Consider the following 15435-nt stretch of genomic DNA (forward strand, 5'->3'; position numbering starts at 1 on the left):
TTTTATATTTAAGAAATTTGTATATTTTCTAAAATTAGAAACTGGTATTCAAACTTTGATTTTTCATTACCAATTTTAATAATATCACCATCTTTTAATTCTTTTTCAAATATTTCTTTTTTTCCACCCATTGAAATTCCATTGATAGTCATTCCATTTGAGCTTCCTCTATCTTTTAAAAAATAATTCATTTCTTTTTTTTCAATTTGAAAATGTTCTTTGGATATTTGTAACTCTTTTGAATTATTTAATAAATAAATATCATTATTTGGCTTAGTTGGACTTGCAATTCTAAGTTTTATAAATATTCCTTTTTCACTTTCTCCTAATCTTGATTCTCTTCCAATTTTAAAAGGAAAATCTTTCATAGCAATTAAATCGTTTTTTGAAGAGCTTTTTGTAATTGATTGTGAAGCTTCTTTTGTTAATGGCAACAACACAGCATTGGGTGTAATTCTTTTTATTAAATTAATTTTAATGTTTTGCATAAAACATATACCTTTTAAAATAGTTATATCAATGATTATAACAAATATAATATCAATTTTGATACAATCACGTATTAAAAAGGAAACAAATGACTATTATAGAATTATTTCAAAAATTATTAAGATTTAAATCAGTAACTCCAGATGATGATGGAGGTTTTGATTTTATAGAAGAATATTTAGGCGAAGATTGGACTTGTATAAATGTAGATAGAGAGGATACAAAAAATAGAGTATATTATAAAAAATTTAATGACAATCCTCAACACCTATGTTTTGCAGGTCATATCGATGTAGTGCCCCCTGGTGAGGGTTGGGATGTTGATCCTTTTGCTGCTGATATTATTAATGGAGTTATTACTGCACGTGGAACACAAGATATGAAAAGTGGTGTTGCTGCTTATCTTTATGCTTGTAAGCATGCAGAAAACTTTGATGGAACGCTGAGTATTTTAATGACTTCTGATGAAGAAGGTGAGGGTACTTATGGAACTATTAAAGCTTTAGAATATTTAAAAGAAATTGACTTTATTCCTCAATATGCAGTTGTAGCAGAACCAACTTGTGAGCAAGTTTTTGGTGATGCAATAAAAGTTGGACGAAGAGGAAGTATAAATGGATATTTAAATATCCAAGGAAGACAAGGTCATGCAGCTTATCCTGAAAAAGGAATAAATCCAATTCATCAAATTGCACCAATTTTAAATGAAATTGCAGCTCATGATTTAGATAATGGTGATGAATATTTTGCACCTTCAAAAATGGTTCTAACAGATATGAGATCTGGAATGCAAGTTACAAATGTAACACCAAACAAATTGGATTTAATGTTTAATGTAAGAAACTCAACAAATACAAAAAAAGAAGATGTAGAAGCTTATATCCAAAAAGTATTTGGGCATTTAGATTATTCATTACGAACTACACAAGGTTCTTTTCCATTTGTGACAAATAAAGAATCAAAAGTAGTAAAAGCAATGGAAAACTCAATTAAAGATGTTTTAGGAGTTACTACAAAACACTCAACAGCTGGTGGAACATCTGATGCTAGATACTTCGGAGCCTTTGGAATTGAAGCAATTGAATTTGGTGTAATTAATGACACTATTCATAGTATTGGTGAAAGAACTACCGTTAAAGAAGTAGAAGGTTTATGTGAAGTTTATATGGATTTGATTAAGAAGTTTTAAGTATATGTTTTTTACTCAAGATATTTAACTACTAACGCTACCCTTAGTCCTTTTAATACTATATCTAAGAGTTGAAAGGACATATATTATATTAAAGGTCATATTTTTAGAAATGATAAAGTTACTTTACATTTGATTAAATTTATCTTATAATGATAAGTAAAATTATCATTTAAGGTTAAAAATGAAAGATATAGAAGTTAAAATTGATAATCAAAAAGTAGGTTCACTTTTTTTTGAAAAAGAAAGAAATGAATATGGATTTAATTATACTTCAAATTATAAGCCAATATCTTTGATTATGCCATATAAAAGCTCTACTTATATTTGGAAAAATAAACTTCATCCTATTTTTGATATGAATATACCAGAAGGGTATCTTTTTGAAATATTTAAAAAATATTTAACGAAAGAGTATGGTTATATTGACGATTTCCTAATCTTTTCTTATATCTGTTCTAATATTCAAAGTAGAATCACTTATAAAAGCTTTTCAGATAAAAAAGACTTTTTTGCATTTGATTTAGAAGATGTTTTACAAAATGATACACAAGATAACTTTACGAAAATAGTTAGTGCCTTTTTAGATAAAAATGCCATAAGTGGAGTTCAGCCAAAAACCTTAGCTATTTTAAAAGATAAAGAATCTCTTAGTTCAAAAGAGTATATTATTAAAACTTGGGGAGAAGAATACCCACAATTAGCGTTAAATGAATATTTTTGTTTAAAAGCAATTGAAAAAACTGGTGTAAAAATTCCTAATATTAAACTGTCTAAAAATAATAAATTTTTATTAGTTGAACGATTTAACTATAATAAAAAAAGCAATAATTTTTTAGGATTTGAAGAGTTGATTACTTTACTTGGAAAAAATAAAGATGAAAAATACAGTGGAAGTTATGAGCAAATAGCCAAAGTAATATATAGTGTTAGCACAAATAAACTCGAATCTATGTTAAGTTTTTATAAATTAATGATAATGAACTATTTATTAAAAAATGGTGATGCTCATTTGAAAAACTTTGGAGTATTATACAATGAAGACTTTTCAAAAATATGGTTTGCTCCTGCTTATGATGTTGTGAATACACAAGTATATTTTTATAAAGATAAACCAGCACTTACAATGCAGGGTAAAAAGTTATGGTTTGGGAAAAAAGAATTAATTACTTTTGGAGAAAATAATTGTTATCTATCAAAAAAAGATGCAAATAAAATTTATGATGAAGGAATATTTTCTTTAAAAAAATCTATTAATGAATTAAAAGACTATATTAAAACCAATAAAGATTTTAAAGATATTGGTTCTAGAATGATTGATACATGGGAACTATCACTAGAAGAAAAAACACATAAGGAGATTCCAGTTGAAACTATACGAAATTGGACAAGAAATTAGACTCTTAAGAGAAGCAAAAAATTTAACGCAAGAAGAATTAGCAAATATCTGCGGTATTAGTAGAGTAACCTTAGGTAAAATTGAGCAAGGAAAATTAGGTAATACTTCTGTAAGAACTTTAGATTTAATTTTAGCACGATTAGGACTAGAAATAGAGTTTAAAACAATCACTAACTTTGGATTAAAAAACTTAGATGAATTATAAAAGAAACTCGACAAAATAAAAAGGAAAAATAGATGCCAAATATGATTTATGGAACAGCTTGGAAAAAAGAAAACACAGCTAAGCTTGTAGAAACTGCACTTTTATCTGGCTTTAAAAGCATTGACACAGCTTGTCAACCAAAGCACTATAGAGAAGACCTAGTAGGACTTGGACTTGAAAATGCTTTTAATAAAGGAATTAAAAGAGAGGATATTTTTGTTCAAACGAAATTTACTCCAATATCAGGCCAAGATATAAATAATATGCCTTATCTTTCAAGTGATGATATTATAACTCAAGTTGAAAAATCTCTTTTAAAATCAAAAGAAAATCTAAAACTTGATTTTATAGATTCATATTTAATTCACTCACCATTTAATCCAATTGAAGATTTGGTAAAAGTATATAGAACTATGGAAGAGTTTGTTCAAAATAAAGAAGTAGGGCAACTTGGTATTTCTAATTGTTATGACTTAAAACTTTTTTCATATCTTTACGATATTGCAAAAGTAAAGCCAAAAGTTTTACAAAACAGATTTTATGCTGCTTCAAATTATGATAAAGATTTAAGAGAATTTTGTAAGCAAAAGAACATCACCTATCAAAGTTTTTGGTCTTTAACTGCAAACCCAAATATTTTAGCTTCAAATGAAATTACTAGTTTGGTTTTAAAATATGGAAAAACAAAAGAGCAAATTTTCTATAAATTCTTAAAACAAATAGGAATAACTCCATTAAATGGAACAACTTCAAAAGTTCATATGCTTGAAGATTTAGATATTGATGATTTTTTACTAGAAGAAAATGAAATTATTTTAATACAAAACTTACTATAAGTGTCAAGATTTTAGATATAATGCGAAATATTTAATCAAAGGAAAAAAAATGGAACAACTACCAAATTGCCCAAAATGTAACAGCGAATATACTTATGAAGATGGTTCATTATTAATCTGTCCTGAGTGTGCTCATGAGTGGACTGCAAGCGCAGATGAAGAAGATACAGAATTTACTGTAAAAGATGCAAATGGAGCAACTTTAAGAAGTGGTGATGATGTTACTATTATTAAAGATTTAAAAGTAAAGGGTAGTTCTTCTGTTGTTAAAGTTGGTACTAAAATAAAAAATATTAGATTAGTTGAAAGTGCAATTGACCATAATATTGATTGTAAAATTCCTGGTGTTGGTGCTTTAAAAATAACTCCAATGTATGTAAAGAAATCTTAATATGAAAACAACTAGAGTAAAAAACCTGATGATTTCAGGTTTAAGTGTTACTACTAATAATGCTACAGAATTTGAAGGTGAATCTAAAATTCAAAAACTATGGGATGATTACGAAGAAAAAAACATCTACAGTGCAACACATAATAAAGCAAATAATAGCTCGATGTATGGTGTTTACAATAATTATACATCAGATTTAAATGGTGATTTTGATGTAACAATTGGTGTAGAAGTTACTAAAGCTAAAAATGCAATTGTAATTACTGATGAAAAGTACTTAGTATTTAAAAAAGTTGGTGAATTACCACAAGTTGTAATTGATACATGGACACAAATTTGGGAATATTTTGAAAATAATTCTGAATATAAAAGAGCTTATACAATTGATTTTGAGCACTATACAAAAGAAAATGAAATAGAAATATATATTTCTATTGAAAAATAAAGATTAAATAAAAAACTAGATGAAAACAATTGGATTACTTGGTGGAATGTCTTGGGAAAGTACAGCACTTTACTATAAGCAGATTAATGAACAAATCAAAAAAGAACTAGGTAGTTTACATAGTGCCAAAGTTGTAATCTACAGTGTTGATTTTGATGAAATAGAGAAATTACAACATATTGGTGCTTGGGATAAAACAGCAGAAATTCTTTCAAGTGCTGCAAAAAATATAGAAAATGCCAATGCAGATTTTTTATTAATTTGTACAAATACAATGCATAAAGTTGTGGATTCAATTGAAAAAAATATCAATATTCCAATTGTACACATAGCAGATGCAACTGCAAAAGTACTTCAAAAAGATGGAATTAAAAAAATTGGTCTTCTTGGAACTGCTTTTACTATGCAAGAAGATTTTTATAAAAAAAGAATTTCTGATAACTTTGATATTGAAGTTATTGTTCCTTCTTTAGAAGATATACAAATAGTACATAAAATAATTTATGAAGAGTTGTGTCTTGGAATTGTAAAAGATGATTCAAGAAAAGAATACTTAAGAATTATAGATTCTTTAACTTCAAAAGGTTGTGAGGGAATTATTCTTGGTTGTACAGAAATTTGTATGCTAATTAAAGAAGAACATACAAAGACAAGACTTTATGATACTACAACTATTCATGCACAGCAAGCAGTATCAAAAGCTTTAAATTAATTTTATATAATCGCCATTTAATACTATTAATTAGGTATCAAAAAATCTGGAATATTAATTCCTTTTTCTTTATAAAACTTTACAGCACCAGGATGTAAAGGCATTGGTAATCCTTGAATGGCTTTTTGTAAAGACATCACTTTTGTTGCTTTATGAACAGTATTCAAGAAAGCTAAATTCTCATAAATAGCTTTTGTTAAAAGATATACAGTCTGCATTGGAGTCTCTTTTGTTACAACTAATAAATTAGGCTGTGCAATTGTATGAATATCTTTTATTTGATTTGGATAAGTTCCTGCTTTAATAATAAATGAATTCCATACTGGATAATTATTATTAATAACTTTTAAATTCTTTTTCTCAAATTCCAATACTTTAATATCATCTCCAATTGAACTAAATAAATTTGTTACAGCTGCTGTAGGAGGTCCTGATGGTGTATTCATACCTTGTATCTTTCCATCATTTAGTGCAATAGAACTTGGAGTATATCCTAGATATTTAATATTCATTTTATTAAAATTAATTCCCAATGAATTCATTATCGTTTCAGCAGAAACCCTTGACCCTGAGTTCCTTCCACTAATAGAAAAAATTTTACCATAAAGATTTTTTAAGTCCATTATATTTCCGGTTTTAACAAAGTCTTTATTAATCGTAAACTGTTCAACATTTTGCCACAACATTGAAATTGATCTAAGATTTTTCTTTGCTTTGTTTTCATATGTAGCTTTTCCTTGCCAAGCCATAGAAGCAAAAAGACCTTGTAATAGTGCAAAATTAACCTTTCCATTTTCTAACATATCTATATTTTCTGCAGATCCTGCAGATGTAATGGCAGAAAAGATAAGTTTATTTTTTTTGGATAACTCTAAAGATGCAATAGTTGCAATTCCAACTCCAACAGGATAAAAAGTTCCTCCTGAATTTGCTGTTGCTATTAAATACTTTTGATTATCTTTATTAGCACTAAGGAATGTAAGAAATAAGCTTGTTATAATTAGCTTTGTTAAAATGTTATTCAATTATATATCCTAAACCTTTTTTTGAAACGATAAAATCATCTTTTGCAATTTTATCTTTAAGTCTTTTAATAGCTGTTCGTAATGTAGCATCTGAAATATTAGTATTATTCCATACTTCCATTTTTAATGTTTCTATTGTATTTATTTCATTTTTTCTTTTAATCATTGCATCTAGTAATAATGTTTCTTTTTTTGAAAGATTCACCATTGTATCTGCTTCATATAAAAGTCTTTTATCTTTATCATAGTTAAATGTATCATTGATTTTTACTTGTTTTATTTCAACTTCTTTATTTTGTATAGTTTCCGCTTTTTCTAAAATAGATTTTTTTACTTTCTTTAAAAGTTGCATAATATTTTCTACAACTAAAGGTTTAACAAAATAACCCATTACATTTAAATTGATAGATCTAAATAAGAACTCTTCATCTTTGTGCGCAGATACTATAATAAATTTTTGATTCTCTTCAATACTTGCTATTTCTTCAATCATAGTCATTCCATCTTTTCTTGGCATTTGTATATCTGTAACTATCACATCAAAATACTCTTCTTTTTCCTTTTTTTGTAAAAATTTATCTAGCCCTTCTTGACCATCACATGCAATCTGTACTTCATCAAAAATTGTATCAAGATAAAAACCAAGTATTTCTCTAGCATCTTCTTCATCTTCTACTAATAAAACTTTTGTAATTTTACTCATCTTATCTTCTCCATATTAAGTGGTAATTTTATTTTAAAACTCACACTATCATTTTCTATATTTTTAACTGTAATAGTTCCATGCATATTTGTTTCAATAATTGATTTTGTCATATAAAGACCAATTCCAGTACCTTGTGATTCGAATTTTGTTGTAAAGTAGGGTTCAAAAATTCTTGAAATTGTTTCTTCATCTATTTTCCCACCATTGTTCTTTATAAAAATCTCTAAGAAATCCTTATTCAATTGTGTTTCAATTTTTATGAATGCATCAAACTTTTCTTTTTCTCTTTTTTGTTTTATAGCATCTTGGGCATTACTAAATATGTTTAGTAAAGACTGTTTTAATTCATTTTCAAAGCCTAGAAACTCTTTATCTTCTATTTCTAAGATTAATTCAATATCTTCAACTTTTAGTTGTGCCTTGATTATCTCTAAACTTGATGAAATTGCAGACTTAATACTAAAATATTCTTTTTGCTTAGATGGTTTATAAAAATTTCTAAAGTCATCAATAGTTTGAGACATATATTGTATTTGAGTAAAGGATTTATCAAAATATTTATTTACCATTGCCTCATTTGGGTTTTCTTTTAAATGTCCATTTTTATAATTATCTTTAATAAACTGCAAAAATAGTGAAACATTATTTAAAGGTTGTCTCCATTGATGCGCAATATTTCCAAGCATCTCACCCATTGCTGCTAGTTTACTCTGTTGGATTAATATCCTATCTTTTTCTCTATTTTTAGAAAGTTCTTCTTCTACTTTTATTTTTAAGTCTTGTTCACTTAATTTTATTTTTGTAATATCATTTATATATCCATAAAAATTAACAACATTTCCAGAATGATCTTTTAATACTAAAGTTCTACAAGAAATCCATCTTATTTCATTTGATGCATTTAATGCTCTACATACAAAAGTAAAATCTTCCAAGTTTTGACTTAACGCTGCATTCATTGCAACTTTTATAATATTTATGTCTTCTTTATAAATCAGATCTAAAAAGTTCATTTCTCTGTTTTCAAAAAGTTTTTTCGAATAACCATAATTTTTAATAGCATTTGAGATATATTTCACGCTTAGGTTTTCATCATTAAATAGTTTAAATAAAACTATTTTACCATCTTCAACAAGAAGTTCTACATCAAGAAGCTCTTTTTTTAGACGTTTATCTTTATCTATATCCATTGACATCATAAGCATTCTTTTATGACCTGTATCTTTATCAATAAAAAGACGTCCACGTGCTAGTATCCATTTAAAACCATCATTTTTTGTTTTAAGTCTATACTCACACATAAAATCGTTTTGTTTACCTGCAAAAATTTGTTCAAATAGTAATTCTACATCATTTTTATCATCTTTGTATATTAGATTAAACCAATCAGAGAAAGAAACTATTTCACCTCTTTTATAACCTGATATTTCAAGCCATTTATTTGAAAAATAAATTTTATTAGTCTCAAAGTCAATATCCCAAAGACCATCATTTGAGGCAATAATTGCAAGTTCAAATCTATTTTTCCAGTGAGTCAAGGATTTTGTTTTATCTTCAAGTTCATTGTTGTACCTATCTAAAATTTTTTTTGTAAACCTTGAAAAAAGTAAAGATGCAATAATAATCACAAGTGTAAAAATAAGTATATATATTGTAACAGTTTTAAAAAAAGAGTGATATTTTTGTTTTATTTTTGTTGTATTTAAATTGAAATTTTTATTATAATCAATAGATATTGCAAATTTATATTTTGAGTTATATAAAGTTCTATTTAAAAAGTCTTTATTCATTTCTTCATTTTCATCAAAATGTTTTAAGACTTTGTATTTATAACTATTGCTTTTTTTAGATAAAAGTGTAGGTACATGTGCATATAAGTTTTCATTTTCAAAATTATAAGTACTTTTAGTAAGTAAATCATAAAACCAAATATTATAATCATTACTTTTATTTAACTTATCAATCTCATCAATAATGATACTTCTAGTGATCAATCTTATATTTTCATCTCTTGAAAAAGCTCCCACATAATATGTTCCATCTTTTTTTTCTAGAATATCAAAAAAACTAAGTTTTAGAACTCCTGTTAAATTGTTTTTCCACTCTTGAAGGTTATACCGTCCTTGTGAATAGATATATTGTAAAACTATGTCTTTATAAGTTTTATTCTTCTTTCCAAAAATAAGTTTTGACAAGTAATCTACTTTATCATCCCCATAGAGTACTTCTAAGTTTGACTTCTTAAAAAGTACTATTTTTATATTATTTTCATATTCATATTTTTCTAAAAACTTTATCGTATTATCATTTTCTAAATTTGAGAAACCATTATTCAAACTTCCTATTACTTTATAAGTATGCTCTTGAAGCACTTTATTTACAGATGAAAGCTCTTCATTAACAGCATTTTTAACAATATTAGAAAAATTTGCGAGTTTTTCTTTTTTATAAAATTGATTATTTAGAAGCTCTTTTTGTTGTAAAAGATCTATATCTCTTTTTTGTTTTGATTCTAAGATAATAAAAGCTACAAAAATAGAAACCATTGATAATATTAAAATAAATGTAATAGGAATAACCCTAAATATTTTTTCAATATATTCAAGAGTATAAGTTCTGCTTTTTTGTTTTTTAACCATTAGTAATAATAACAAAATATTGGTAAAAAAATAAATAAAAGTAAAAAAAGTATTATAAAATTGTTTCAAAATTGTTTCATTTTAGTTCTTTTTTAAGAATTTTTTAAAGAAGTGACTGATAGAATCATTTTATAAAATATAAAAAAGGATTACTATGAAAAAATTAACATCAATTGTAGCTATGAGTACATTATTAGCTGTTGCTGCTCAGGCACAAACTACGTGGAATGTTTCACTATGGGGTAAACAAAGAGCATTTACGGAAAATGTTGAAAAATTAGCGCAGCTTGTTGAGCAAAAAACAAATGGTGACTTTAAACTTAACATTTCTTATGGTGGATTATCAAAATCAAAAGAAAATCTTGATGGTATATCAATTGGTGCTTTTGAAATGGCACAATTTTGTTCTTTCTATCATAAAGGTAAGAACCCAACTATTACAGTTACAGAATTACCATTTTCAAAAGATGTAACATTAGCGCAGGTTGCAAAAATTTCTCAAGAAGTTTATAAACATCCAACAGTTGTAAAAGATTTAGCAAGATGGAATGCAACACTTTTAATGCCAACACCACTTCCTCAATATAATATTGTTTCAAAATCTGATGATTTAAATTCATTAGAAGACTTTAAAGGATTAAGAGTTAGAGGTCCAGGTGGAATTATGGGAGTATTAGGAAAGTTAGGTGCTATTAAAACAGGTGTTCCTTTTTCTGAAGTAAGACAAGCAATGAACTCAGGAGTTATTGATGGAGCATCTTTTGCACCTCATGCTCACCTTGCTACAAAATCGTATAAAGTAGGAAACTGGGCAACTACAAACTTAAACCTTGGTTCTGCAAACTGTCCTGTTGTTGTAAATACTGAAGCTTTAGATTCATTATCTAAGAAAAACAAAGAAGCACTTTTAGGTTCAGTTGATGAAGCATTAGAATATTATGTTGCGAACTATGAAAAAACAACTAAAAAATATGAAGCTGAATTAGCTGAGTCTGGTCTAAAACTAGTTACATTTACACCAGAGCAAACAGCAAAATTAAGTGAATTATCTCAATCTGTAAATTCAGAGTGGATAAAACAGTATTCAAAAAAATTCAAGTCTCAAGAATTATTTGACTATACAAAAAACTTATTTAACAAGTAAGAATTATTATGTCTTTAGACTCAAAAATAAAAACTGATCAATCAACTTTAAGTAAGGTTGATCAGTTCTTTCTAAAAATAGAAAGTTTTATGAGCTTTTTAGGTGGTGTTGTTATTTTTTTAATTGTAATGATTTCAACTGTTAATATCTTAGGTCGATGGTTGTTTTCTATGCCTGTTAATGGATATATTGACTGGATAGAACAATTTATGGCTTTTTTTGCTTTTTTAGGTATTGCTTATACTCAAAGAGAAGGTGGTCATATTCGTATGGATATGCTAGTTTCGAAATTAAAAGGTAGATTTTTTTATGTTACTGAATTATTTACAACTACAATTATTCTTTTTTTAACATTAGTTTTAATATATGGTTCATCTTTACACTTTTTAAGAGCTTACAACCTTGGAGATACATCTTTAGATATTGATCTTCCAACTTGGCCTGCAAAACTTGTAGTTCCCGTTGCTTTAACATTTTTAGCACTTAGGCTTATAATTCAAATATGGGCATATATTAGAGCTATTAAAAATAATGATCATGACCCTGTTGCAGTTCCTAAAGTAGAAAATGCAGCCGAAGCGGTTGAATCTGATAATAAATCGTATGGAGTAAAATAATGGATATTATTTCAATAATGGCTGGTATGGATAAACTTGATATTGGCCTTGTAATGACTGGTTTTATGCTCTTTATGGTAATTATTGGTATGAGAGTTGCTTTTGCAGCAGGTATTTCTGGTTTTCTTGGCCTTGTTTGGATATTCGCTGCAAAATTAGGTTTTGAGAAAGGTTTTATAGTAGCTGTTAAAATGGCTGGTACTATTCCTCATTCAAAAGTATCATCATTAGCACTTTCACTAATCCCAGCTTTTATATTAATAGGTTTTTTAGCTTATCATACGGGATTAACAAAAGCTTTATTTGAAGCAGCAAAAAGATGGGTAGGGTGGCTTCCTGGTGGTATGGGTGTTGCAACAGTATTTTCAGCAGCTGGATTTGCCGCAGTTTCTGGAGCCTCGTTAGCAACATCAGCAGTATTTGCAAAAATTGCAGTACCTGAAATGTTAAAACTTGGATATAACAAAAGATTTGCAGCAGGTGTAGTTGCTGCTAGTGGAACACTTGCTTCACTTATTCCTCCTTCTGCTATTTTAGTTATATATGCAATTATAGTAGAACAAGATGTTGGAGCATTATTAATGGCAGGGTTTTTACCAGGAGTTACTTCTGCACTTATTTATGCTGGACTTGTTATTTTTCTTGCAATGAGTAATAAAAACTTTGGACCACCAGTTACAGGATATACATGGAAAGAAAGATTTGCATCAATTCCTGAAACACTTCCTGTTTTTTCTGTTATTGCAATTATTATAATTTGTATTTATGGTGGAATTGGAACTCCAACTGAAGCTGGGTCTTTAGGTGTATTTATTATCTTTATGATGGCTGTATACAAAGGAATGAAATTAGGAGACTTTAAAAAAGTTTTAATTGAAACATCAAAACTAACTGTTATGATCTTTAGTATAATCTGGGGTGTTTTAATTTATGTGAGATTTTTAGGTTTTGCAGAACTTCCTGATGCATTTTCTTCTTGGATTGTTACGCTTGAGCAAAGTCCAATGATTACTTTATTAGCAATACTTTGTGTATATGCAATTTTAGGTATGTTTATGGATGCAATTGGAATGTTACTTTTAACGCTACCAATAGCTTATCCTGCAGTAATGGCACTAAATGGTGGTGAATCTGTAGCTGCAGCTGATAGTGCTTTTGGATTATCTGGTCCAGCTTGTGCTATTTGGTTTGGTATTATTGTTGTTAAGATGGCGGAACTATGTCTTATAACCCCACCTATAGGACTTAACTGTTTTGTTGTTGCAAGTGTTAGACCTGAGTGTTCAGTTCAAGATGTATATAGAGGAACTACACCATTTTTTATTGCAGATGTAATTACAATTGCAGTTTTAATTGCTGTACCTTCGATTGTACTATGGCTTCCAAAAATGGTTGGACTTTTATAGATTTAAAATATTGATATAAAAATTGATATTGTAAAAAGCAGCTTTTATAGCTGCTTTTTTATTATATATTATCTGTAGTTATAATATGTCATTTCTAACATACAAAAGTATTAATCTTTATTGTACGTTTACACCATACTTTTGAAGCATATTAGGCCAAGCAACGCTTTTCCCATCTTTATCAAATACAGCAGGTGTTCCTTGAACGCTTAATTTTGTAGCTATTTGCATTTGTTCTGCTAATTGTGCTTCTAATTTTGCTAATTCAGCATCTGAATACTTTCTATTTTTATAAGCGTCACTAGTTACATCTAAATCTAACATAGCTTCAATTTTTTCAGCTTTTGTTTTTTTACTCATGATATAAATAGACATATCTTTTGCATTTCTATGCATTTCTAATGGATAATAGAAAACTCTAATTTTTACATTTTTTTCAACTTGTGATAAATATGATTCAAACTTCTTACAGTATGGACATTCTGGATCTGTGAATAAGAAATATTCATCTGTACCACTTCCATAAACAAACGCTTCTTTTCCTCTAACTCCTGTTAAATCTGCAGGTGCAGATATTTTAGCTCCTGAATTAGTATCAATAACTTCACCTGTAATTAAACTTTTTTTGTCTTTTGTTAAAAAAACTTCATCATTATTACCTTGAACATTAATTTTTAAAGCATATAAGTTTCCCATATCATAAGCTTTTGTAACACTTATTTGTGCTCTTTTAAATAATTCTAAATTTTCTATTTGTTTTATTTCATTTTTAGATAATTCACCAGCTGCATTTAAGCTTGTAGTAATAGCTGCAGCTAATAATAATTTCTTTGTTGTTTGTATCATCGGATTTTCCTATATTAAATTTGTAAGTAATATTACTGTTATAGTGTTAACAAATAGTTAAGAGATTTTCTTTACATGATTAATTTGAAAATAATTCCCGTAGTTATGAAAGAAATCAATATTCCATAACCAACAATTGCAACACTTAATCTTGGGGCTAATCCAGCCATTGAAGCCATTGCTCCTGCAGTTATCATTGGAGCCATTCCTGCTTCAAATATTGATACTTGACCTGCTAAATTATTCCAACCAAATAAAACAATAGTTAAATAAGCAATAATAGGAGCAATGATTAGTTTAATAATAAGAGCAATACTCAAAGGTTTTATATCATCCCTAGGTAGTCTAAATTGTAATTGTAAACCAACAGCTACAAGTGCAACTGGAATTAAAGTATTAGCAAATGTAGCAAGTATGTTTGAAATAATTGGCGGAAATGTTTGACCTAAAAAAAGTAGAGCAACTAAAAGTGCTAAAAATGATGGAAAAGTAATGATTTTTACAATAATTAATTTAAAACTCAAATTAGAATTTGATGAATAGTACGCAGTAATAAAAGCTCCATAAACAGCAAGTGCCAAAAAAGTACCCAATTGGTCATATATAAGTACAAAAGGAAGTGCTTCTTCACCTATATATGCGTTTATTATAGGAATTCCCATTATTGAACTATTTGTTAAAATAGCAACTAATAGTAAACTTCCTGTTATTTCTTTACTCCAGTTTAAAGCTTTTGAAATACCAAGTACTAATAAGGCTGATAAAAGCATAACAATCCATGCAATAACTGCTGGTATTAAGATATCTAATGAAAAGTTTAATTTAGGAACTTGTAATAAAATTATTGCAGGTAGTGAAATATAAATGATAAATTTATTTAAGATATTAGGTGTTTCTGTAGGAAAGATATTTAATTTTTGTAATACATATCCAATAGTGATTGCAAGAGCAATTAAAGCAAAATTTTCCATAATTTAGTTTATTTTTTACCTTCTTTAATCTTACATTGTACATTAGGTGTAATTTTTCCAAACTCTTCAACATACCCAACACCCCAAGTAAACATATCGTCTAATACAGGTTTTAGCCTTCTTCCTGCATCTGTTAGTGAATAAACAACTTTAGGTGGAACTTGGGCAAATACTTCTCTATTTATAATATTTTTCTTTTCTAATTCTTTCAATTTTACAGTTAATGTTTTTTGAGTAATTTCATCTATTTCATTATGTAATTCTTTAAATCTTTTATCTGAATCTAACAAATGCCATATAATTGATAGTTTCCATCTATCATTAAAAATATCTAAAGTTACGGAGATTGAGCAGTTAAATTCTTTGTCATTTACTTGATACATATATATCCTTCTAATTAAAATTAATTATAACA

17 protein-coding genes are annotated in these 15435 nt (G+C 27.5%); 10 read left to right on the top strand and 7 right to left on the bottom strand.

Annotated features, from left to right (window positions below):
* Positions 1–8 precede the first annotated feature (8 nt).
* Positions 9–488: an FHA domain-containing protein gene (locus LPB137_RS06745; protein WP_076086116.1), complete on the bottom strand. Its 480-nt coding sequence runs from the start codon at positions 486–488 to the stop codon at positions 9–11.
* A gap of 89 nt (positions 489–577) precedes the next feature.
* Here LPB137_RS06745 and dapE point away from each other — a divergent pair, with 89 nt between their 5' ends.
* From dapE to LPB137_RS06780, 7 genes are all read left to right on the top strand, one after another.
* Positions 578–1678, top strand: coding sequence for a succinyl-diaminopimelate desuccinylase (gene dapE / locus LPB137_RS06750; protein ID WP_076086119.1), 1101 nt, complete (start codon positions 578–580; stop codon positions 1676–1678).
* A 184-nt stretch (positions 1679–1862) separates the two neighbouring features.
* Entirely contained in the window at positions 1863–3077 is a 1215-nt protein-coding gene (locus LPB137_RS06755; protein WP_076086122.1) for a type II toxin-antitoxin system HipA family toxin, read from the top strand.
* Complete coding sequence (locus tag LPB137_RS06760; protein WP_076086125.1) at positions 3046–3282, top strand: helix-turn-helix domain-containing protein; 237 nt, start codon at positions 3046–3048, stop codon at positions 3280–3282. Before LPB137_RS06755 ends, LPB137_RS06760 begins: the two co-directional genes overlap by 32 nt.
* Positions 3283–3314: 32 nt before the next feature.
* Positions 3315–4118: an aldo/keto reductase family protein gene (locus tag LPB137_RS06765; RefSeq protein ID WP_076086128.1), complete on the top strand. Its 804-nt coding sequence runs from the start codon at positions 3315–3317 to the stop codon at positions 4116–4118.
* 49 nt (positions 4119–4167) lie between these two features.
* Positions 4168–4509: a zinc ribbon domain-containing protein YjdM gene (locus LPB137_RS06770; protein WP_076086131.1), complete on the top strand. Its 342-nt coding sequence runs from the start codon at positions 4168–4170 to the stop codon at positions 4507–4509.
* A 1-nt stretch (position 4510) separates the two neighbouring features.
* Positions 4511–4954: a GyrI-like domain-containing protein gene (locus tag LPB137_RS06775; RefSeq protein WP_076086133.1), complete on the top strand. Its 444-nt coding sequence runs from the start codon at positions 4511–4513 to the stop codon at positions 4952–4954.
* Positions 4955–4973: 19 nt separating this feature from the next.
* A complete protein-coding gene (locus LPB137_RS06780) occupies positions 4974–5666 on the top strand; it encodes an aspartate/glutamate racemase family protein (protein ID WP_076086135.1) in 693 nt (230 codons plus the stop codon).
* Between the two features lie 26 nt (positions 5667–5692).
* Here LPB137_RS06780 and LPB137_RS06785 read toward each other — a convergent pair whose 3' ends face one another.
* From LPB137_RS06785 to LPB137_RS06795, 3 genes are read right to left on the bottom strand one after another with little or no spacing between them, the layout of a single operon-like run.
* Positions 5693–6691 carry a TAXI family TRAP transporter solute-binding subunit gene (locus LPB137_RS06785; RefSeq protein ID WP_076086137.1) on the bottom strand — a complete coding sequence of 333 codons (999 nt, stop codon included), beginning with the start codon at positions 6689–6691 and terminating at the stop codon, positions 5693–5695.
* Positions 6684–7394 (bottom strand): response regulator transcription factor, encoded by a 711-nt coding sequence (locus LPB137_RS06790; protein WP_076086139.1) that lies wholly within the window; start codon positions 7392–7394, stop codon positions 6684–6686. The genes LPB137_RS06785 and LPB137_RS06790 overlap by 8 nt, the downstream gene beginning before the upstream one ends.
* Positions 7391–10036: a PAS domain-containing sensor histidine kinase gene (locus LPB137_RS06795; RefSeq protein WP_156981729.1), complete on the bottom strand. Its 2646-nt coding sequence runs from the start codon at positions 10034–10036 to the stop codon at positions 7391–7393. The genes LPB137_RS06790 and LPB137_RS06795 overlap by 4 nt, the downstream gene beginning before the upstream one ends.
* 154 nt (positions 10037–10190) lie before the next feature.
* Here LPB137_RS06795 and LPB137_RS06800 point away from each other — a divergent pair, with 154 nt between their 5' ends.
* From LPB137_RS06800 to LPB137_RS06810, 3 genes are read left to right on the top strand one after another with little or no spacing between them, the layout of a single operon-like run.
* Positions 10191–11180 (top strand): C4-dicarboxylate TRAP transporter substrate-binding protein, encoded by a 990-nt coding sequence (locus LPB137_RS06800; protein WP_076086143.1) that lies wholly within the window; start codon positions 10191–10193, stop codon positions 11178–11180.
* A gap of 8 nt (positions 11181–11188) precedes the next feature.
* Complete coding sequence (locus LPB137_RS06805; RefSeq protein ID WP_076086145.1) at positions 11189–11797, top strand: TRAP transporter small permease subunit; 609 nt, start codon at positions 11189–11191, stop codon at positions 11795–11797.
* The gene (locus tag LPB137_RS06810) at positions 11797–13203 is read left to right on the top strand and encodes a TRAP transporter large permease (RefSeq protein WP_197682258.1); all 1407 of its coding nucleotides are present in this window, start codon (positions 11797–11799) and stop codon (positions 13201–13203) included. The genes LPB137_RS06805 and LPB137_RS06810 overlap by 1 nt, the downstream gene beginning before the upstream one ends.
* Before the next feature lie 117 nt (positions 13204–13320).
* Here LPB137_RS06810 and LPB137_RS06815 read toward each other — a convergent pair whose 3' ends face one another.
* The 3 genes from LPB137_RS06815 to LPB137_RS06825 all read right to left on the bottom strand — a co-directional run bounded on the left by LPB137_RS06815 (position 13321) and on the right by LPB137_RS06825 (position 15403).
* Positions 13321–14049, bottom strand: a complete 729-nt coding sequence (locus tag LPB137_RS06815) for a thioredoxin fold domain-containing protein (protein ID WP_076086147.1) — start codon at positions 14047–14049, stop codon at positions 13321–13323.
* A 71-nt stretch (positions 14050–14120) separates the two neighbouring features.
* Entirely contained in the window at positions 14121–15020 is a 900-nt protein-coding gene (locus LPB137_RS06820) for an AEC family transporter (RefSeq protein WP_076086149.1), read from the bottom strand.
* An 8-nt stretch (positions 15021–15028) separates the two neighbouring features.
* A complete protein-coding gene (locus LPB137_RS06825; RefSeq protein WP_076086152.1) occupies positions 15029–15403 on the bottom strand; it encodes a winged helix-turn-helix transcriptional regulator in 375 nt (124 codons plus the stop codon).
* Positions 15404–15435 lie beyond the last annotated feature (32 nt).

Source organism: Poseidonibacter parvus (genome assembly GCF_001956695.1).
GTDB lineage: Bacteria > Campylobacterota > Campylobacteria > Campylobacterales > Arcobacteraceae > Poseidonibacter > Poseidonibacter parvus.